The organism is Neorhizobium puerariae (genome assembly GCF_042429745.1).
Taxonomy (GTDB): domain Bacteria; phylum Pseudomonadota; class Alphaproteobacteria; order Rhizobiales; family Rhizobiaceae; genus Neorhizobium; species Neorhizobium puerariae.
Window position 1 is genome coordinate 45343 of record NZ_JBHMAA010000020.1, and the last position, 19740, is coordinate 65082.

A 19740-nucleotide genomic window follows, 5' to 3' on the forward strand; every position below is an offset into this window, starting at 1 on the left:
GTCACTCGATGGATGGGCATCGAATATCTCGATAAACGAATGGAGCAGGGAAAAGCGTCAGCCGACCCGGGATCTCGGAGAGGTTTCCAGATCGCTCAGGAGCTGCAGCGTTTCGGACGCCGACATCGCCTTTCCGAACAGATAACCTTGGCCGAGCGTGCACCCCATGCCGAGAAGCTGGGCGCGCTGCTCGGCCGTCTCTATCCCCTCGGCGGTCGTCTGGAGATCGAGGCCGAGACCAAGGCCGATGATGGCGCGGACGATCTTGCGCTGTTTGCGCTGCTCATTGAAGGAGGAGACGAAGCTTCGGTCTATCTTGATCTTGTCGAAGGAGAAGTTCGCAAGCTGCGCGAGGCTGGAATAGCCCGTTCCGAAGTCGTCCAGCGCGACCTTGATTCCTGCGTCATGCAGATCATGGATGATCTTCGCAGCCGCCTCCATGTCACGAATAAGCGCAGTTTCCGTAATTTCGATCTCCAGGCGGTTCGGCGCGAGGCCGCTCTCGTGGAGAATCTTGGTTATGCGAAGGCCGAGCAGGCGATCCTGCAATTGCCCCGGAGAAATATTGAACGAGAGCGTGGTGGATTTGGGCCAGCCGGTTGCCGTGCTGCAGGCATCGCGCAACAGCTTCTCGGTCAGTTCCACGATCAGGCCGCTCTCTTCCGCGATGGCGATGAATTCGGATGGAGGCACGAACTGGCCGCTTGCATCCTTCCAGCGCGCCAATGCCTCAAAGCCGATGACTTCGCCGGTCCTCAGCCGGACGATCGGCTGATAATGGGGGACGATCAGGTTGTCCTTGATCGCGGCCCTGAGTTCGCGCTCGATACGGGCGCGGTACAGAACGCGTTCGCGCAGCGTTCTGTCATAGGCAAAAACGTTGTTCCTGCCCTGCGCCTTGGCGGCATAAAGCGCTGCGTCGGCACACCGCAGCACGTATTCCATGCAATCCCCATGTTCCGGATAGAGGGCGTAGCCGGCGCTGGCGCCGATCTCCACCGTGATCCCGTCGACCTCGAACGGCAGTGCGAGCCGGTGCGTGATCCGCTCCCCGAGGGCGTCCATATCGACGCCCTGCCGGAGGGGCGTCAGGACGACGAATTCGTCGCCGCCAAGGCGGAAGATTTCCTCATGGGGGAAGATTTCCTTCAAACGCCGCGTCGCTTCCACAAGCACGGCATCGCCGGCATGGTGACCGATCAGATCGTTGACCTTCTTGAAGTCGTCGAGATCGATGACGAAGACACCGATGTTGTCCTTCGTATTTCCGGCGGCAAACGCCTTGATGCGCTCTTCGAACGCGCGCCGGTTCGGCAACTCGGTAAGCCCATCGTGTTCGGCGATCCAGCCGACCTGCCGTTCAGCCCGGTCACGGCGGGCGATTTCCCGATGCAGGTCCCAGGCGCGCAGAACGGCATAGACAAAGCTGAAAAGTCCCAGGATGGTGACCATCAGATAGATTTCGTCAAATTGCCGGTGCTCGTGCGCATCGAGGAAATCCATGAGGCGCTCGCTGGCATTCTCGCTCGAAAACACGAACAGAAGGGAAAGCCCGAGTACAGCCACGAGGATGGCCTGAATCCCCGCCTTACTACGCAAAAACGACACGTCCGTCTCCATAAGGATGGCCGTCATGGCGTTGGATGCGACAGTCATTATCGCAGGATCAGACCATATTAGAACTTGCTATCTAAATGAAATTTAAAGGACTGCATCGTTTTTTAGGCAATCCCGGAATGGTCGCAACAAAAGCGCGATATCTTGATCCGTATCAAGATAATTTATACTGCTGTACGAGTTCGCGCCGCGCAGAACCGGTGAATGTCCGGGATTGCGACAGGCGAAAGATGTTCCCCGGCTTTATCGTCAGGGCCTGATCAGCAATATGGGGCAGGGGGCGCCGGCCGGCAGTTCGGGCGCATGCGGCGGCCGGATGATGAGGCCGTCGGAGCGGGCGAAGATTTTCATCATGGAAGAATCCTGCTTTTCAAAGGCTTCGGCGACGAGGTTGCCGTCGCGATCCTTCGCAAGCGTTGCCCGCAGATAGTCCTGTCGCTGATCGTTGGCGGCAAGCGTCCTTGCGGTGATGCCCGGCACTTCGCGGCGCCTTTTCGGCAGGCGGGCGAGTTTTCGCAGCAGCGGCTCCAGGAAGAGCATGCCGGTGACAAGGCTTGCCACGGGATTGCCGGGGAGGCCCAGCACCTGCATGCCGCCGAGCGTTCCGACCATCAACGGTTTCCCCGGCCGCATGGCGATCCGCCAGAAGTCGAGCTCCATGCCTGCGGACGTCAATGTCGACTGGACGAGGTCATGATCGCCGACGGATGCGCCGCCGAGCGTCACGAGCACTTCAACCTCCGCATTGCGCGCCTTTTCTATTGCCGCGGCGATATCCGCCTGCCGGTCCCGGACGATGCCGAGATCGAGCACCTCGCCGCCATTGTCTCTCACAAGCGCCGCAATGCCGAACGTATTGGAGGCGATGATCTGCGCCGGGCCGGGTGTGCCGCCGGGCTGGACCAGCTCGTCGCCGGTCGCCAGGATGGCGACACGCGGACGGCGATAGACGCAAAGCTCCGGGTGGTTCATGGCGGCCGCGACGGTCAGGTGCGAGAAGTCGAGCAGGCTATCCGCGGGCAGCACCATTTCACCCTCGGTGAAGTCCTGGCCGCGCGGGCGAACATGCCGGCCTTTTCTCACCTCGAACCGCGTGCGGATATGTTCCGCATCCAGCCTTTCGGCGTCTTCCTGGATGAGGATGGAATCGGCTCCTTCCGGCATCGGAGCACCGGTGAAGATGCGCACGGTCTCGCCCTTGCCAAGCCTGCCCTCGAAGGCGTGGCCGGCCGCAGCGCTGCCGATCACCGTCAGCTCCGCGCCGATCTCTGGCACATCCTCCGCCCGCAGAGCATAACCATCCATCGCCGAGGCATCGAAAGGCGGCTGGGTGAGGCGGGCCGCCACGCCTTCGGCAAGAACGCGGCCATCCGCTTCCCCGAGCGGCACCTTCTCGGTTGCGGTGCTCGGGTTCGCCTTGTCCAACAGACGGCTTTTCGCCTCGGAAACGGGCAGCAACGCCATATCAGCCCTCCAATCAGTTTTCCCGGCGATAGATTCCGGATTTGCCGCCGGTCTTTTCGAGAAGGCGGATACCACCGATCTCCATGCCCTTGTCGGCGGCCTTGGCCATGTCATAGATCGTCAGGCACGCAACGGATACGGCCGTCAGCGCCTCCATCTCCACGCCGGTCCTGCCGGTGAGTTTTGCCGTTGCGGCAACGCGCAGGCCGGGAAGTCCCGCGTCCTCGACAATGTCGACCGAAACCCTGGTCAGCATCAGCGGATGGCAGAGCGGAACGAGATCGGCGGTCTTCTTCGCGGCCATGATGCCGGCAAGCCGCGCCGTGCCGATCACGTCGCCCTTTTTGGCATTCCCCTCGCGGATCAGCGCCAGGGTCTCCGGCTGCATCCGGACATAACCTTCGGCCGTCGCCGACCGGCTTGTTTCAGCCTTGTCGCCGACATCGACCATATGCGCTTCACCGGAAGCGCCGATATGGGTGAGGCCCGCCATCGTCCCTATTCCGCCGCCAGGGTCGCAGCCTTGCCCGTCAGCAGCAGCCGCGTCGTCGCAGCGACGTCATCCTTGCGCATCAGGCTCTCGCCGACGAGGAAGGTGTTGATGCCGACCTTTTTCAAACGCTCGCAATCCTCGTGGGTGAAGATGCCGCTTTCACCGACAAGCAGGCGATCGGCCGGCACCATCGGCGCCAGCTTTTCACTGGTCGCAAGGCTGAGCTCGAAGGTACGCAGGTTGCGGTTGTTGATGCCAATCAGCGGCGAGGGGAGTTTGAGCGCCCGCTCCATCTCCTCCTCGTCATGAACCTCGATCAGCGCATCCATGCCGAGTCCGGCGGCGACGTCGTGGAGTTCACGCGCCTCATCGTCGGAAAGGGAGGCCATGATCAGGAGAATGCAATCCGCGCCCCAGGCGCGCGCTTCGTAGACCTGATAGGTCTCGAACATGAAATCCTTGCGCAGGGCCGGCAGCGAACAGGCATTGCGGGCGGATGTCAGGAATTCCGGTGCGCCCTGGAAGCTCGGCCGGTCGGTAAGAACCGAAAGGCAGGCAGCCCCGCCGGCCTCATAGGCGGCGGCCAGCGCCGGCGGATCGAAATCCGGACGGATCAGGCCCTTGGAGGGGCTTGCCTTCTTGATCTCGGCAATGAGGCCCAACGCGCCGGCATCCTTCTTCGCCTGCAACGCGCGGTAAAAGCCGCGCGAAGCCGGCTGGTCGGCCGCGCGGGCCTTCAATTCGGCGAGCGGGAGGGCCGCCTTGGCAGCGGCGATCTCCTCGCGCTTGTAGGCTTCGATCTTCTTCAGGATATCGGTCACGGCTTCAATCCTTCTCGTTCGAAACGGCAACCAGACGATCGAGCGCCGCCGCCGCCTCGCCGCTTTCGAGCGAACGGGTGGCGAGCTTCATGCCGTCGGCGATCGTCTCGGCCTTGCCGGCGACGACAAGCGAGGCCGCCGCATTGCAGAGCGCGATATCGCGATAGGCATTTTTCGCACCGCCGAGCACGGCGCGCAAGGCCGCCGCGTTGGCAATGCCGTCGCCGCCCTTGAGTTCCGCAAGCGTTGCCGGCTGTACGCCGAAATCCATCGGCGTCAGTTCGAAGGAACGAATCCTGCCATTCTCCAGCGCGGTGACCTGGGTGATGCCCGTCGTGGTGATTTCATCCAGGCCGTCGCCATGCACGACCCAGACGGTTTCGGAACCGAGATCACGCAGCACTTCAGCGATCGGCTCCAGCCATTTCGGCGCGAAGACGCCCAGAAGCTGGCGGCGGGCACCGGCCGGGTTCGAAAGCGGTCCGAGCAGGTTGAAGATGGTGCGCGTGCCGAGTTCGACGCGGCTCGGACCGACATGGCGCATGGCCGCATGGTGCATGGAGGCGAACATGAAGCCGATGCCCGCCTCCCTGATGCAGCGCGCGATGTGTTCCGGTCCGATCTCCAGGTTCACCCCGAGCGCGGAAAGCGCGTCGGCCGTGCCAGACTTGGAGCTCAGAGCGCGATTGCCGTGCTTCGCAACAGGAATACCGGCGCCGGCGGCGATCAGGGAGGCCAGCGTCGAGATATTGTAGGTGCCGGCACCGTCACCACCCGTGCCAACGATATCGACGGCATCGGCAGGCGCGACCACCGGCAGCATCTTGGCACGCATGGTGGCGACTGCGCCGGTGATTTCCGCGACGGTCTCGCCGCGTACGCGCAGCGCCATCAGAAAGCCGCCGATCTGCGACGGGGTCGCTTCGCCGGACATCAGGATGTCGAAGGCGCCTTGCGCTTCCTCGCGCGTCAGGCTCTCGCCATTGGCGACCTTGGCGATAAGTGGTTTCAGCTCAGGCATACTCAACTTACCTCGCGCGTTACTGGAGCATCACCTGATTGACGACGGTCTGGTTGACGGAAACGCCGTAACTGTCCTTCAGGCTGTTGACCATCTGGTCGAGCATGTCGTCGCCGGCGGCCTGCGCCATGCGCTCCAGCTGTTCGTCACCGGACAATGCGTCGGTCGTCGCCTGATCGACGGCAGTCACCTTCATCAGCAGACGGCTTTCGCCGTCGGCACCGAGCGCCGTGGCGGTGGTATCGACCGGTCCGGAGAAGGCCGCGGCAATGGCTTCGCTGCCGAAGATCGCATCTTCGGCGCCCCGGCGCAGACCCTGCTTGTTCTCCACCGCAAGGCCGAATTCCGCGCCGATCGCCGCCAATGCCTCGCCCTTGTCCAGACGGCCCTTGAGTTCGGTCGCCCTGGCGGCCAGCGCCTGGCGCTGCTGATCCGCCGTCCAGTCGGCCACGGCCTTTTCGCGCACCTCGGCAAGCGGCCGCTCGCGCTCGGGCACGATGTTGCGCACCTCGAACCAGATATAGCCATCGTTGCCGAGGTTGACCGGGATCGTATCGGCGCCCGGCTCGGTGCGGAAAATCTCGCCGAGCAACTGATTGGACGCCGGAAGATCGGCGATCTTCTGCTCCTGCTCGTTGCGGCCCGACGCATCGGAGGTGACGACCACGGTCTTGAGATTGAGCGCCTTGGCCGTTTCCTCCAGCGACGTGCCGCCGCTGCGGCTATCCTCGAAGCGGTCATGGACGCTCAGAACTTCCTGCGAGGCGGCGGAAACGGCAAGCTGCTTGCGGATATCCTCCTTCACCTCGTCGAAAGAACGCGTCGTCTCCGGACGAATGCTGATGACACGCAGGATCACCGGACCGAAGGTGCCGTTGATGACAGGGGTCGTTCCGCCGGCAGCGGCGACCTTGAACACCGGCTCGGCAAAGGCCGGATCGGGGACGTTCTCCCTGGTGAAATCGCCAAGCAGCACGTCCGACACTGTCTTGCCCTGATCCTTTACGATCTGGTCGAACGTCGCCGTTCCGTCCTTGAGCTGCACCGCCGCGGCTTCGGCCATTTCCCTGCTCGGGAACGGAAGCTGCTCGATCGTGCGCGTCTCGTGGGTCTTGTAGGTATCCTTGTTCTTTTCGTACTGGGCGCGCGCCTGATCGTCGGTGACCGAAGACGCATCTGCGATATCGGCCGGCTGCAGCTTCACATAGGCGAAAGTGCGGTATTCCGGAGCGCGATATCGGCTCTTCGCTCCTTCGAACCAGGCCGAAAGAACGCTGTCTGCAGGCGCCTTCACCGGATCGATATTGGCGTTGGAGAGCAGGAGGTAATCGACGGAACGGCTCTCGTCACGATAGCTCTTGAGGGCATCGACGAGCACCTGCGGCGGCTTGAAGCCATCGGATACCGCCTCGACGATCTGGCTCCGCACGGCGGCCTTGCTGCGCTCCTTGATATAGTCGTCCTCGCGCAGGCCTGCGTTGCGGAGACGCGACGTGAAGAGGTTGCGGTCGAACTGGCCGTTGACGCCCTTGAAAGCCGGATCTTCGGAGATCAGGTTGGCAAGCCTGTCTTCCGACAGGCCGAGATTCATGTCGTCGGCGAGCTGGTCGAGCGCGGCTCCCGCCGCAAGCTGGGTAAAGACCTCGTTCTCGACGCCGAAAGCGCGCGCCTGCTCGGCGGTGAGCTGCATTCCGAACTGCCGGCCAAGGTTGGCGATCTGGCGCTGGTAGGCAAGCCGGAATTCTTCCGTCGAGATCTGCTGGTCGCCGACGGTCATCACGGTATTGCTGCTTGTCGTCAGCACCGAATGAGAAACACCCCAGATGCCAAAGGAGACGACCAGAAGCAGAAGGAGAGCCTTGGCGACCCAGGAGCGGGCGGCGTTTCTGAGGGAATCAAGCATCGATCAACATACCTTGCAAACAGTCCTTCCGCCTTCGACAAGGCGGATCGAAGGATTGTCTCTAAATCAAACCGAGACGGAAATGAAGGCGTGCCTTTGGAAAAGCGAACAGTACCGGATCAGGCACGCCCGACTGTCTGCTCATCGCATCGCCGGGCGCATGTAAGCAACGCACGCCGGTCATGCGCCGGCCTCGCGCGGGTTCCCGATCCCGGCCTATTTCGTGAAGATGAAGAAGGCGCCCAGCGCGATGAAGGCGAAACCGACGATCTGCTTCCAATGGATCGTCTCGCCCAGATAGAGCACGGAAAAGATCACGAAGACGGAAAGCGTGATGATCTCCTGGATGGTCTTCAGCTGTGCCGCGTTGAAGTAACCGTAACCGATGCGATTGGCCGGCACCTGCATGCAATATTCGAAAAAGGCGATGCCCCAGCTGGCGAGAATGACGAGGTAAAGCGGCTTGTTTTCGAATTTCAGGTGGCCATACCAGGCGAATGTCATGAACACATTCGAGAGGATGAGAAAACCGATCGTAAGGAATGGGATGGCAGTGGTGGGCATGACGAACGAATCCGTGGAGGAAGGAGACCGCCCTACGGCAATCATGTTCGCTCCGCAAACACAAGCGGTATCCCCTTTACCGGGCCGTGCGAAAATCGGGCGGACAGGCGGCCGTCCGGGCCATCGCTGCGGAGCCGGCGAAACGGCAATGCGTCTTGAGCGGGCATTCGGAGCAGCTCGGGTCGTCGAAGCGGCAGGAGAGCTGACCGAGACGTTTGGTGAGAACATGGAATTCCGAAAGCTCGAAAGCCGTCCAATGGGGCACGGCGGCCATCACCGCTTCATTGGCCGCCTCGATGTCGGCCCGGGCGCCCACCACGCCGAAGCGGATCAGCACGCGCAGGACATGCGTGTCCACGACGAAGGCCGGCATGGCGAGCGTGCTGAAATTCAGCGTCGAGGCGGCGACCTTGCGGCCGACGCCGGGAAGCGCCTGCAGCCAGGCGAGAGCCTCGGGAACGGAAAGCTCCCTCAGGAACGAAAGATCGAAATCGGGATGATCCCTGGCGATCAGGCCGAGTGCGTCCCTCACATAGGAGGCCTTGTCATTCGCATAGGTGACGCTGCTGATCGAGCGTTCGATTTCGGCGACGGACGCCTTCGCGAGATCGCTCCATCGCCGATAGCGCTTCGTCAGGTTCTGATAGGCTCTCAGTGAAACCTCGTCCTTGGTCCGGCTGCTGATCATCGACTTGACGAGCTGGCCGACCGGCTCGCGGATATTATGCGGCCGATAACCAGCGAAGGCCGAACGCAAGCCTTCGCGCATCAGCGAAATATCGGTCGGAGCTCCAAAATCGAAAGCGAACTGCATATCCTCAATTAGAACAAAATAAGAACAAATGCAATCCTCATCCCGGATTCTGGTTGATCAGCAGAAGCAGGACATAGGCCAGGACGGTGAACATCAGGCCGCGAAAGGCACTCGACATGCTCGCGTCAATGGAGGCACTGAACGCGAGCCTGGAGGCGGAAGCGGATCGCGCCGGGCGAACCCACTATCCGTTGCGGATCGGTATCGGCGTCAATACCGGCGAATGCGTCGTCGGCAACATGGGGTCGATGAGCCGTTTCGACTATTCCGCCCTCGGCGACGCGGTCAATCTGGCGGCACGGCTGGAAGGGGCGTCGAAAGCCTATGGCGTGTCGCTGCTTCTGGGCGAGGGGACGGCAAACGCCGTTCGGAAGAATTTCGCCGTCTTCGAACTCGACCGAATCGCGGTCAAGGGCAAGACGGAGGAAACGCCGGTCCATACCGCGATACGCTCATGCCCGGAGACTGTCCTAGAGGCGCATCGGGATTTCCTTGAGGCTCGTTATCGGGACGACATCGCCGCCCAGCAGGCGCTTGCATCGCGCCTGATCAACGACCTGCCGATACTGGCCGCCTATTACGGACAGGTGCCCAGCATACCCGGCAATGCCTGAATAACGCAGCCTCAATGCATTGTCTCAGGGCGAATTTCGTCTTCGAGGGTGCGGAAAGCTTCGTAGAGCGCCTCGACCAGGATATCGGTCAGCTTGTCGGCGTCATTGTCCTGCAGGAACAGCGCGATCGACTGTTCGGAAGGCTGGCTTATCGACATGGTTTCGTTCGACATATCATTGTCCCCAATCTGCCCCGGGTTCATCCCGGACGGGAAAACGATAGGGATGTTGGCTTGCGCCGAGCTTGATAGATGGCCGGATGCGGATTCGCAACGGGCTATCCGCATCCGGTTATTCAGCTAGCGTTCATTTAGCAAATGTCAATTCAGACACGCCGTATCGCCTTACGGCAGGAGGCCCGGCGTGTTGATCACACGAGGCGCACGCCGGGTCTTTCGATCATCGAATGGGGGGAGCCGTGCAGCTGGCAGCGATCTTGAAGCGTCTGCTATCCGTTTTTCAGAGACGCCGGAGCCATAACGATATCGATTATACCCTTGGATATCGCGAGCCTTGGATCGACCAGTCCATTCGGGATTTCGAGCGGCAGTTGAGAGATTAGGGGCGCGGGGCCGGGAGAAGGTCTCTTTATCATTCTTACATTGCAGGGGGCGCCGCAAACGGCTTCTCATGTCGGCTGCTTTCCAATGCCGGCGTGCTATTGGTATTCAGCTATGCCAGTTCTTTAGCGAAAGGCCCCGAATTTGCTAAAGCAAATCGTCAATGGGATTTTCTAGATTAGAAAACGCAATAAAATCAATACAATGGCGGAAGAGGTGGGATTCGAACCCACGGTACGGTTTCCCGCACGCCGGTTTTCAAGACCGGTTCCTTAAACCACTCGGACACTCTTCCCCGAACGCTGGCTTTATAGCTTGCCGGTCTTCGGCGTCAACTGAATGGTATCGATGATTTCAGGGGAGGCGATTTATCTCGGCTCCACCGAGAGGCTGAGATAGGTGGGATCGAATTCGGCGACTTCCGCCAGCCGTTCCCAGTCCAGGATCGTGATCGTCTGGTTGATCCAGGAAATCAGGCCCTCACGCCGGAGCCGCTGGATGACGCGGTTCATGTGGACGAGCGACAGGCCCAGCACATCGGCCATTTCGCCCTGCGACAACGGCAGATGGAAGCTTGGGCCGCTCGTGCGGTGGACGACGCCCAGCCGGACGTAAAGCTCGCAGATGATGTGGGCCAGGTGCGATGCCTTCGAACGCCGCCCCATGGCAACGATCCAGGCGCGGTGGATGGAACCGTGCACTAGCGTGTCGAGCCAGAGCATCCGGGTCAGGTGAGGGTGGCGCTCCGTGATTTTCTTCAGTTCCCCGTGGTCGGCAAATGCGACGTGACACGGAGAAAGCGCGATGATGCCATGATCCATGGTCTTCAGCAGGAAAGCATGCAGATCGACGAAATCGCCGGCAATATGGATCGCGGTGATCTGCCGCGTCCCTTCACCCGTCAGCTTGTAACGTGCAGCAAACCCGCCCACAAGCAGGCTGCTGAATGCCGGTCTCGATCCCTCCACCACGAGATCCTCACCGGCGGCGAAACGCCTCTCGCGAACGATGATCCCCCTTAATAGATCCCGCTCCTCATCCGTCAGGACATCATGCTGCTGAAGGTTGAGAAACAGGGAGTTGATCACGATTTTCCTCGATTTGCCTGAAGGTAGAAACGGAAGAGATCACGAAAGGTTCAAACGCATCGGATGAACGACGCGGCGACCGACGGGAACAAACAGCGTCGCCGGTCATTCGGCGTCCATGGACCGGTAGCGGCAGACATGGCATGGCGCGATATTTTTTCGATCTTATCAACGGAGCGGGCACCAACCGGGACCTGGAGGGCCAGGACATGACCAGCCCGGAGGAAATCAGCCGGGAGGTAAGCCGGATACTTGCGGATATCGCCCAGGAGGAGTTTCCTGGCCGCGACGGCGGCATGATTTCCGTCGAGGTGCGTGACGAACAGGGCAGGCCGGTTCTTGCCGGCCATCTGTCCTTCAGGACACACTGGTATCCGTGAGGGAAGGCTCAAAGCTGCAGACCACGCCGTCATCGGCATCAATTCATTAACCATACTCGATAGAATTTTATCTATGTGACCGATTTGGCTCGCATTTCCGCCATGTTGCGGGCAAAACTCGTCCCATATCAGTTCAATGGCATCGTCGCATGTCTCGAACCGGTTCAATATCCGCGAAGGATGAGACAGTTACGAGGGTTGTCTCTGTCCGTCGCGGCAAGGCGGCGATATAAACGGACGGGTTTGGGTTTGAGTGGCGGCAAGCTTTCACTAGGCGTGAAGTGGCTCGGGGTTACTTTGGTCTGTTTCGGAATGGCGTCCTGCGCCACGACCGAGGCGCCGAAAAAGAAATCCCGCAGCAAGGAGTATTTCTCCGAAAAGGAATACGGCGTGAAGGCAAGTCCGCGCGTCGTGGGCGATGGGCAGGCCATTCCGAAGGGCGGCGGGCGCTTCATGGTCGGTCAGCCCTATCAGGTGAAGGGCCAGACCTATGTTCCGAAGGAAGATCCGAATTACAACAAGAACGGATTGGCCTCGTGGTATGGCTCCGCTTTCCACGGACGGCTCACCGCGAATGGCGAAGTCTATGACAGCGAGCATCTCTCTGCCGCGCATCCGACCTTCCCCCTGCCAAGCTACGCCCGGGTGACGAACCTCGAAACGGGGTCGTCGGTCATCGTGCGCGTCAACGACCGCGGGCCATACCATCCGGGCCGCATCCTCGACGTTTCCGAGAAAACCGCCGAGATGCTCGATATAAAGCGCACCGGGACCGCGAAGGTGAACGTGCAGTATGTCGGCCGGGCCCGCATGGACGGCCAGGACACGCCGTTCCTCATGGCATCCTATATCCGCAAGGGCGACCGCCTGCCGTCGATCCGTCCGGAAGGACAGATCGCAACCGGCGTGATGGTCGCCTCGAACCAGCCGCTCGGCGATCAGTTGCAGAGCTACGGTTCCTCCATGCCGCAGCCGGTCGTGCAGGCCGGACGCGTCCCAGCGGGTGCGAAGCCGGTATCCTCCGGAAAACCTGCCTCTGCAGCGCAGAACAATGTCGCGGCGGCGTCGCAGGCTGCGCCGAAGCCGAACGACCGCCCGGGGACCGCCGAGGTGCGCCAGCCGGCGAAGATGGTAGCCGCAGCAGCCTATCCCGCCCCGCAGCCACGTCAGGCGGCACCGGCTCAGCAGCCGGCGCGGATGGCGTCGGACATTCGTCCGATCGAACCTCAGGCACGGCAACCGCAACCCCAGACCACGGCGACCGCCTATGCGGGCGAGCAGCGGGCGAAGGAACCGGTCGTCATCTTCGGCAACATGGTGCTTCAAAACCCCACACCCGGTCAAAAGCCCGTGCGCTGACCTTCCGCGGCAATTGCCTGTTGCAGTTGCCGCTGCTACGCATGGGACGGAACGTCCATGGGGTGATGATGCGGCACCTTCTGTTTCTGTTTTGCCTGATCGTGCATGGCGCCACCTGGCTCTCCGGACTGGCAATGGCGCAGGAATCTCCCCCCGCCTTCGTCACCAAGGCGAAGCAGGTCTACATGATCGAGGCAAAGACCGGCACGGTGCTGCTCGCCTCCAACGAGAACCAGGTTTTTCCGCCCGCGTCGCTCGCCAAGCTGATGACGATGGAAGTCGTCTTCAGCGCGATCAAGCGGAACGAGATCAGCCGGGACACCGTCTATTCCGTCAGCGAACATGCCTGGAGAACCGGAGGAGCGCCGTCCGGAACAACGACCATGTTCGCCGCCCTGAAATCCCAGATACGCGTGGACGACCTGCTCAGGGGCGTCATCATTCAAAACGCCAATGATGCCTGCATGGTTCTGGCCGAGGGCATTTCCCGCTCGGATGCCGAATTCGCCGCCCGGATGACGGCGCGCGCCAGGGATCTCGGTCTCACCCGCTCGATCTTCAGCAATTCGACCGGCCTTCCGGATGCCGAAAGCCGTACGACGGCCCGTGACCTCGTCGAACTCGCCCGGCACATCTACGGGACATATCCGGAATTCTATCCGCTCTATGCGCAGCCGGACTTCACATGGAACAAGATATTCCAGCGCAACAAGAATCCGCTTCTTGCGCTGAATATCGGCGTGGACGGTTTCGGTGCCGGATTTGCCGAGGGTTCCGGTTATGCGCTCGTTGCTTCCGTCGAGCGCAACGGCACGCGCCTCTTCCTGGCCATGGGCGGGCTTGCCGGCGACAAGGAAAGGCTCGAGGAAGCCAGGAAGGTGCTCGAATGGGGGCTTTCCTCCTTCGAAACCAAAGTGCTCTTCAAGCAGGGCGAAGTGGTCGGCCAGGCGAGCGTCTATGGCGGGACGTCGCGCTATGTGGATCTGATCGCGAAGGAACCCGTCGACATCTATCTGCCGGCCAACAACCCCGATCGCCTTTCCGGCCGAATCGTCTATCGCTGGCCTTTGAGAGCGCCCGTGGCGGAGGGGCAGCCCGTCGGCGTGCTGCGGATCTCCTCGGGCGAACGGGTGGTGCGGGAAGTGCCGCTGGTGAGCGCACGATCCATCGGAACCGGAAGCCTGACCAGCCAGGCGACGGACGCCTTGCTTGAACTGATGTTCTTCTGGCTTTGATGGCTGCCGATTGTTTCGCACCGCACCTATATGCGCTATAAACGAATGAAAAGATGAGTGCGGACACACGCGTGGCAGAACATTCCGGATTGTTTGTGACTTTCGAAGGAGGCGAGGGGGCTGGCAAATCCACCCAGATTCGCCGGCTGGCCGATCAGTTGCGGCGTCGGGGCCATGACGTGCTTCTGACGCGCGAGCCCGGTGGCTCGCCGGGCGCGGAAGCGGTGCGGCATGTCCTGCTTTCCGGAGCGGCGGAGGAGTTCGGCGTGCGAATGGAAGCGATCCTGTTCGCGGCCGCCCGCAACGACCATGTCGAGGAGGTGATCCGGCCGGCGCTCGAAAGCGGTGCGGTCGTCCTCTGCGACCGTTTCATCGATTCCTCGCGCGTCTATCAGGGTGTGACGGGCAATCTGGAGCCCGACTTCATCGAAGTGCTGCAGCGGGTGGCCATCGACGGCGTCGTGCCGGATTGCACGCTGATCCTGGACCTGCCGGCGGAAATCGGCCTGAAGCGGGCCCGCAAGCGCGGCGCTGAGAATGCTCCCGACCGCTTCGAGCGCGAGGAGATCGAGACGCATGAGAAGCGCCGGGAAGCCTATCTGGAGATTGCCGAAGCGGAACCCCAGCGCTGCCATGTCGTGGACGCCGACCGCTCCGAGGATGATATCGCCGACGAGATTTTTGCGATCATCGAACCGCTGGTGCGGGAATATGGTTTCGCCCAGACGAGCAGCGCGGAATCGGTCGGATGAGCGAGGAAACCGTCGGTATCCTGGACGGCGCCGTTCCACCGGCGCGCAATCCGCATCTCTACGGCCATCAGGCGGCGGAGGATTTCCTTGCCCGCAGCTATCGCTCGGGGAAGGGGCACCACGCCATCCTGATCGAGGGGCCGGAAGGGATTGGCAAGGCTACGCTTGCCTTCCGCTTTGCCAATCATGTGCTCAGCCATCCCGATCCGCTGGCCGCTCCCGAGCACATCGCCGATCCCGATCCCGGTTCCCCCGTCAGCCGGCAGATTGCGTCCGGCGCCTCGCATAACCTCCTGCATCTGACGCGGCCGGTGGACGAGAAGACGGGCAAGGCGAAGACCGCTATCACCGTCGACGAGGTGCGCAGGGCAGGGCACTTCTTTTCCCAGACCTCCGGCACGGGCAACTGGCGCATTGTCATCATCGATCCGGCCGACGATCTCAATCGCAATGCGGCGAACGCCATCCTGAAGATCCTGGAGGAGCCGCCGCGGGGCGCGATGTTCCTCGTTCTGTCGCATGCGCCGGGAAAACTGCTGCCGACGATCCGCTCCCGCTGCCAGCCGTTGAAATTGTCCCCGCTCGGCAATGCCGATATCTCGCGGGCGCTTTCACAGCTCGGCATGCCGCTCGATGGCGGCAGGACGGAGGACATGGTTCTGTCCATGTCGAAAGGCAGCGTTTCGCAGGCGCTGAAGCTGCTGAACTATGGAGGCACGGAGATCATCGCCGCTTTCGACGAGGTGATCGCCGCCGAAGGGCCGACGGCGCGCAAGGCCATGCACCGCCTCGCCGACGTGCTTTCCGGGAAGGAAAGCGATGTGATCTTCGGGTTCTTCCTGGAGCATCTGAGCGACCATCTGGTCGCCCGGGCACGGGAAGCAGCGCTTGCCGGCGATCTTCCGAAGGCCGACCGGCAGGCGAAACTGGTCGGTGACATCGCCGAGAAGATCACGGTGGCGCAGGCCTATAATCTCGACCGCAAACAGACGATCCTCTCGATCCTGGAGGCCGCCAGGCGATAAGAGAGCGGGCAGGGGGAACATCGTGAAGGAACTTTGTGTTTCGCTCCTGCGAAACATGCGCTAAGAGCGGCATGAAACAATTCAAAGTGCCCGAGTGCCTCCCATGTCCGACAAGACGCCCTATTACATTACCACCGCGATTTCCTATCCGAACGGCAAGCCGCATATCGGCCATGCCTATGAGCTGATCGCGACGGACGCCATGGCGCGCTTCCAGCGCCTCGATGACAAGGATGTCTTCTTCCTGACGGGCACGGACGAGCACGGCCAGAAGATGCAGCAGACTGCCCGCGCCGAAGGCATCACGCCGGAGGCTCTCGCCGAGCGCAACTCCAACGAGTTCCGCGAGATGGGCCGACTGCTCAATGCGTCGAACGACGATTTCATCCGCACCACCGAGCAGCGCCACCATGAGGCGTCGCAGGAGATCTGGAACCGGATGGCCGACAACGGCGACATCTACAAGGACACCTATGCCGGCTGGTATTCGGTGCGCGACGAGGCCTACTACGCCGAGGACGAAACCGCGGTGCGCGACGGCGTGCGTTACGGGCCGCAGGGCACGCCGGTCGAATGGGTGGAGGAGTCCAGCTATTTCTTCAAGCTTTCCGCCTATGGCGACAAGCTCCTGAAGCACTATGAGGAAAACCCGGATTTCATCGGGCCGAACGAGCGCCGCAACGAAGTGATTTCCTTCGTGAAGTCCGGTCTCCGCGACCTTTCGGTCTCGCGCACCACCTTCGATTGGGGCATCAAGGTGCCGAACGATCCGGCACATGTCATGTATGTCTGGGTCGACGCGCTGACCAACTACATCACCGCGACCGGCTACATGGACGATCCGAACGGTCCCCGCGCCAAATACTGGCCGGCGGACGTGCACATCATCGGCAAGGACATCATTCGCTTCCATGCCGTCTACTGGCCGGCTTTCCTGATGTCCGCCAGGCTGCCGTTGCCGAAGCGCGTCTTCGCGCATGGCTTCGTGCTCAACAACGGCGAGAAGATGTCGAAGTCGCTCGGCAACGTCGTCGATCCTTTCGAGCTTCTCGAAAAGTTCGGGCTCGACTACGTGCGCTATTACCTCTGCCGTGAGATTTCCTTCGGCCAGGACGGCAATTGCAACGAGCAACTGATCGCGACCCGCGTCAACGCCGACCTCGCCAACGGCATCGGCAATCTCGCCAGCCGCTCGCTGTCGATGATCGTCAAGAATTGCGACGGCATCGTGCCGCAGCCGGGCGAATTGACCGATGCCGACAAGGAGCTTCTGGCGCTTGCCGACGGTCTGCTCGTGTCCTGCCGCGAAGACATGGACAAGCAGCTCATCCACAAGGCACTCGCCTCGATCATCGGCGTCGTATCGGAAACGGACCGCTATTTCGCTGCCCAGGCGCCGTGGACGCTGAAGAAGATCGGCAACACGGAACGCATGGGCACCGTACTCTACGTGACGGCCGAGGTGGTGCGCCAGATCGCCATCCTGTTGCAGCCGTTCATGCCGGATTCTTCGGCGAAACTGCTCGATCTCGTTGCCGCGCCGGCGGACAAGCGGGATTTCGCGGCTCTCGGCGAAGCCGGCCGGTTGAAGCCGGGCATCGTTCTGGACGCACCGCAGCCCGTATTCCCACGCTATGTGGCGCCGGAAACGGACGCCTGAGATCTAGGCCCCAGCCATGCTGATCGATACCCATTGCCATCTGGATTTTGCCGATTTCGCGGAGGAGCGCGACGCCATCGTCGAGCGCGCTCACGAGGCCGGCGTCAGGCAGATGGTGACCATCTCGACGCGCGTGCGAAAACTGGACGGCCTGCTGGCCATTGCGGAAAAATATCCGTCCGTCTTCTGCTCGGTCGGCACGCACCCCAACAATGCCGGCGAAGAACTGGATATCGGAACCGAAGACCTGGTGCGGCTGGCCAGTGCGTATGAAAAGATCGTCGCGATCGGCGAAGCCGGACTGGACTATTTTTACGATACGCAAACGCCGGCCGACCAGAAGACAGGCTTGATCCGACACATCGCCGCGGCGCGGGAAACCGGCCTGCCGCTGGTTATCCACAGCCGCAGCGCCGACGAAGATATGATCGGCATCCTGACAGGCGAAAGCGGGAAGGGGGCTTTCCCCTTCATCCTGCATTGCTTTTCCTCGGGAGCCGACCTCGCCTGCGCCGGCGTCGAGCTCGGCGGCTATGTCTCCTTCTCCGGCATCCTGACCTTTCCGAAATCGGAAGAGCTGAGGGCGATTGCCGCAACCGTGCCGATGGACCGGCTGCTCGTCGAGACCGACGCGCCGTATCTGGCGCCGAAACGCTGGCGCGGCAAGCGAAACGAGCCTTCCTATGTGGTCAATACGGCCGAGGTGCTCGCCGGGTGCAAGGGCGTAAGCTACGAGGAGATTGCCCGGATCACGACCGAAAATGCGTTCCGGGTCTTCTCCAAGATGCCGAGGCTCTGACCGGTGGCCCGTTATCGGCAGCGCTTCACCATCCTCGGCTGCTCATCGTCACCGGGCGTGCCGAGACCGAATGGCGATTGGGGCGCCTGCGACCCGGACAATCCGAAGAACCATCGGACGCGCGCGGCTTTCATGGTCGAGCAGATCGCGCCGGACGGCGCCAGCACGGTGGTCGTGGTCGACACCGGACCGGATTTTCGACAGCAGATGATCGCTGCCAGGGTGCAGCGGGTCGACGCCGTTCTCTACACCCATGCGCATGCGGACCATCTCCATGGCATCGACGACCTGCGGACATATTTCATGCTGCAGCGCCATCGCATCCCGATCCATGCCGATCCATTCACCATGGAGCGCATCCGCCAGGGCTTCGGTTACTGCCTGGAGACGCCGCCCGGCGGCAATTATCCGCCGATCGTACGGCCTTTCCTGATCGAAACCGTGGACGAGCCGGTCATCGTCGATGGTCCCGGCGGATCGATCCGCTTCCTGCCGCACTGGCAAGTCCACGGCGATATCCGCTCGCTGGGGTTCCGGATCGGCGATGTGGCCTATTGCAGCGACGTGAGCGACTTTCCGCCGGACAGCATACCGAGGCTTGCCGGACTGGACGTGCTGATCATCGATGCCCTGCAATACCGCTACCATCCAAGCCATCTGTCGCTCGAACAGGCGCTCGAATGGATCGCGCGGCTTCAGCCGAAGCGTGCGATCCTCACGCATATGCATATTCCACTCGACTTCGATGTCGTCGCGGCTGAAACGCCGTCCCACGTAGAACCAGCCTATGACGGCCTGGCGTTCGAGATCGAACTCGATCTTTGACCAGCCCGTCATTCGGACCTTCGGTACTTACGAGTGCAGAAAATAACGGGAGACCCGGACTTCTCCATCCTTCCATCTTTATGAAAGTTCCATAATCTATCTTATGTGATCAACGGAATGGCCTGGGTGGGTTCACGGATGAAGAGCCTAGACATCCCCCATTCGGATACAGCCAAACCATTTGTCGCCGGTTTCATGCTCTCTGCTCCGGCACCCAAGGTTTGCCTCTTCCTCAGCTCTCAGCGAGGCTTTCCAGCGCCTTTCCGGACAATCTGCAGCGAACCCATTCCTTCATCGGTTCGGCGCCGATCGCCTCGTAGACGCGGATGGCCGGTTCGTTCCAGTCGAGCACGCTCCATTCGAAACGGCCGCAATCGTTTTCAAGCGCCAGCGACGCCAGTTTCTTCAACATGGCCTTACCGGCGCCAGAGCCGCGTGCCTTCGGCGTCACGTAGAGATCTTCGAGGTACAATCCGTTCTTCGCCTGCCAGGTCGAATAGCTGAAGAACCAGATCGCCATCCCGATCGGTTCGCCGTCCTGTTCGCAGATCAGCGTGCGCGTCACCGAGCGTTCGCCGAAGATCGACGCCTCGATCGTTTCGACCGTGGCGGCGACCTCGTGTTCGGCCTTTTCGTAGATCGCCAGTTCACGAATGAAACCGAGAAGTGTCGCGGCGTCCTCGCGGACGCCCTCGCGTATAGTCAGAACCATGGAAAACCCTTTGGAATTAGGTGAATGTAGATTT

The 19740-nt window shown here is 61.4% G+C and carries 20 protein-coding genes and 1 tRNA gene; 9 read left to right on the plus strand and 12 right to left on the minus strand.

What is annotated here, in order from left to right; translation table 11 throughout:
- Positions 1-57: 57 nt before the first annotated feature.
- The 8 genes from ACFFP0_RS18340 to ACFFP0_RS18375 form a co-directional block, all read right to left on the minus strand.
- Positions 58-1608 carry a putative bifunctional diguanylate cyclase/phosphodiesterase gene (locus ACFFP0_RS18340; protein WP_377263509.1) on the minus strand — a complete coding sequence of 517 codons (1551 nt, stop codon included), beginning with the start codon at positions 1606-1608 and terminating at the stop codon, positions 58-60.
- Positions 1609-1866: 258 nt separating this feature from the next.
- The gene (locus tag ACFFP0_RS18345) at positions 1867-3081 is read right to left on the minus strand and encodes a molybdopterin molybdotransferase MoeA (protein ID WP_377263511.1); all 1215 of its coding nucleotides are present in this window, start codon (positions 3079-3081) and stop codon (positions 1867-1869) included.
- A gap of 13 nt (positions 3082-3094) precedes the next feature.
- A complete protein-coding gene (moaC, locus tag ACFFP0_RS18350) occupies positions 3095-3574 on the minus strand; it encodes a cyclic pyranopterin monophosphate synthase MoaC (RefSeq protein ID WP_377263512.1) in 480 nt (159 codons plus the stop codon).
- Between the two features lie 5 nt (positions 3575-3579).
- Entirely contained in the window at positions 3580-4395 is an 816-nt protein-coding gene (trpC, locus tag ACFFP0_RS18355; RefSeq protein ID WP_377263514.1) for an indole-3-glycerol phosphate synthase TrpC, read from the minus strand.
- Positions 4396-4399: 4 nt separating this feature from the next.
- Positions 4400-5416 carry an anthranilate phosphoribosyltransferase gene (gene trpD, locus ACFFP0_RS18360; protein WP_377263515.1) on the minus strand — a complete coding sequence of 339 codons (1017 nt, stop codon included), beginning with the start codon at positions 5414-5416 and terminating at the stop codon, positions 4400-4402.
- 19 nt (positions 5417-5435) lie between these two features.
- Complete coding sequence (locus ACFFP0_RS18365) at positions 5436-7319, minus strand: peptidylprolyl isomerase (protein ID WP_377263516.1); 1884 nt, start codon at positions 7317-7319, stop codon at positions 5436-5438.
- Between the two features lie 216 nt (positions 7320-7535).
- Positions 7536-7883: a DMT family protein gene (locus ACFFP0_RS18370; protein ID WP_377263518.1), complete on the minus strand. Its 348-nt coding sequence runs from the start codon at positions 7881-7883 to the stop codon at positions 7536-7538.
- A 76-nt stretch (positions 7884-7959) separates the two neighbouring features.
- On the minus strand, positions 7960-8652 hold the full coding sequence (locus ACFFP0_RS18375) for an endonuclease III domain-containing protein (protein WP_377263519.1): 693 nt from the start codon (positions 8650-8652) through the stop codon (positions 7960-7962).
- Between the two features lie 161 nt (positions 8653-8813).
- On the opposite strand from ACFFP0_RS18375, the gene ACFFP0_RS18380 reads away from it, so the two are divergent.
- Entirely contained in the window at positions 8814-9311 is a 498-nt protein-coding gene (locus tag ACFFP0_RS18380; RefSeq protein WP_377263520.1) for an adenylate/guanylate cyclase domain-containing protein, read from the plus strand.
- Between the two features lie 11 nt (positions 9312-9322).
- Here ACFFP0_RS18380 and ACFFP0_RS18385 read toward each other — a convergent pair whose 3' ends face one another.
- The 3 genes from ACFFP0_RS18385 to ACFFP0_RS18395 form a co-directional block, all read right to left on the minus strand.
- Positions 9323-9484, minus strand: a complete 162-nt coding sequence (locus ACFFP0_RS18385; RefSeq protein WP_377263521.1) for a hypothetical protein — start codon at positions 9482-9484, stop codon at positions 9323-9325.
- A gap of 592 nt (positions 9485-10076) precedes the next feature.
- Positions 10077-10166 (minus strand) — tRNA-Ser (locus ACFFP0_RS18390).
- A 73-nt stretch (positions 10167-10239) separates the two neighbouring features.
- A complete protein-coding gene (locus ACFFP0_RS18395; RefSeq protein WP_377263522.1) occupies positions 10240-10959 on the minus strand; it encodes a Crp/Fnr family transcriptional regulator in 720 nt (239 codons plus the stop codon).
- 143 nt (positions 10960-11102) lie between these two features.
- Here ACFFP0_RS18395 and ACFFP0_RS18400 point away from each other — a divergent pair, with 143 nt between their 5' ends.
- The 8 genes from ACFFP0_RS18400 (at position 11103) to ACFFP0_RS18435 (ending at position 18994) form a co-directional block, all read left to right on the plus strand.
- Positions 11103-11339 carry a DUF6894 family protein gene (locus tag ACFFP0_RS18400; RefSeq protein ID WP_377263523.1) on the plus strand — a complete coding sequence of 79 codons (237 nt, stop codon included), beginning with the start codon at positions 11103-11105 and terminating at the stop codon, positions 11337-11339.
- Between the two features lie 180 nt (positions 11340-11519).
- Positions 11520-12698, plus strand: coding sequence for a septal ring lytic transglycosylase RlpA family protein (locus ACFFP0_RS18405; RefSeq protein ID WP_446692713.1), 1179 nt, complete (start codon positions 11520-11522; stop codon positions 12696-12698).
- 68 nt (positions 12699-12766) lie between these two features.
- Positions 12767-13933: a D-alanyl-D-alanine carboxypeptidase family protein gene (locus ACFFP0_RS18410; RefSeq protein ID WP_377263656.1), complete on the plus strand. Its 1167-nt coding sequence runs from the start codon at positions 12767-12769 to the stop codon at positions 13931-13933.
- Between the two features lie 53 nt (positions 13934-13986).
- Entirely contained in the window at positions 13987-14685 is a 699-nt protein-coding gene (gene tmk, locus ACFFP0_RS18415) for a dTMP kinase (RefSeq protein ID WP_377263524.1), read from the plus strand.
- A complete protein-coding gene (locus tag ACFFP0_RS18420; protein ID WP_377263525.1) occupies positions 14682-15710 on the plus strand; it encodes a DNA polymerase III subunit delta' in 1029 nt (342 codons plus the stop codon). The genes tmk and ACFFP0_RS18420 overlap by 4 nt, the downstream gene beginning before the upstream one ends.
- Positions 15711-15813: 103 nt before the next feature.
- Entirely contained in the window at positions 15814-17370 is a 1557-nt protein-coding gene (gene metG, locus ACFFP0_RS18425; protein ID WP_377263527.1) for a methionine--tRNA ligase, read from the plus strand.
- A gap of 16 nt (positions 17371-17386) precedes the next feature.
- On the plus strand, positions 17387-18169 hold the full coding sequence (locus ACFFP0_RS18430) for a TatD family hydrolase (protein ID WP_377263528.1): 783 nt from the start codon (positions 17387-17389) through the stop codon (positions 18167-18169).
- 3 nt (positions 18170-18172) lie between these two features.
- Positions 18173-18994: an MBL fold metallo-hydrolase gene (locus ACFFP0_RS18435; protein ID WP_377263529.1), complete on the plus strand. Its 822-nt coding sequence runs from the start codon at positions 18173-18175 to the stop codon at positions 18992-18994.
- Positions 18995-19226: 232 nt separating this feature from the next.
- On the opposite strand, the gene ACFFP0_RS18440 is transcribed toward ACFFP0_RS18435, so the two are convergent.
- Positions 19227-19706, minus strand: coding sequence for a GNAT family N-acetyltransferase (locus tag ACFFP0_RS18440; RefSeq protein ID WP_377263530.1), 480 nt, complete (start codon positions 19704-19706; stop codon positions 19227-19229).
- Between the last annotated feature and the right edge of the window lie 34 nt (positions 19707-19740).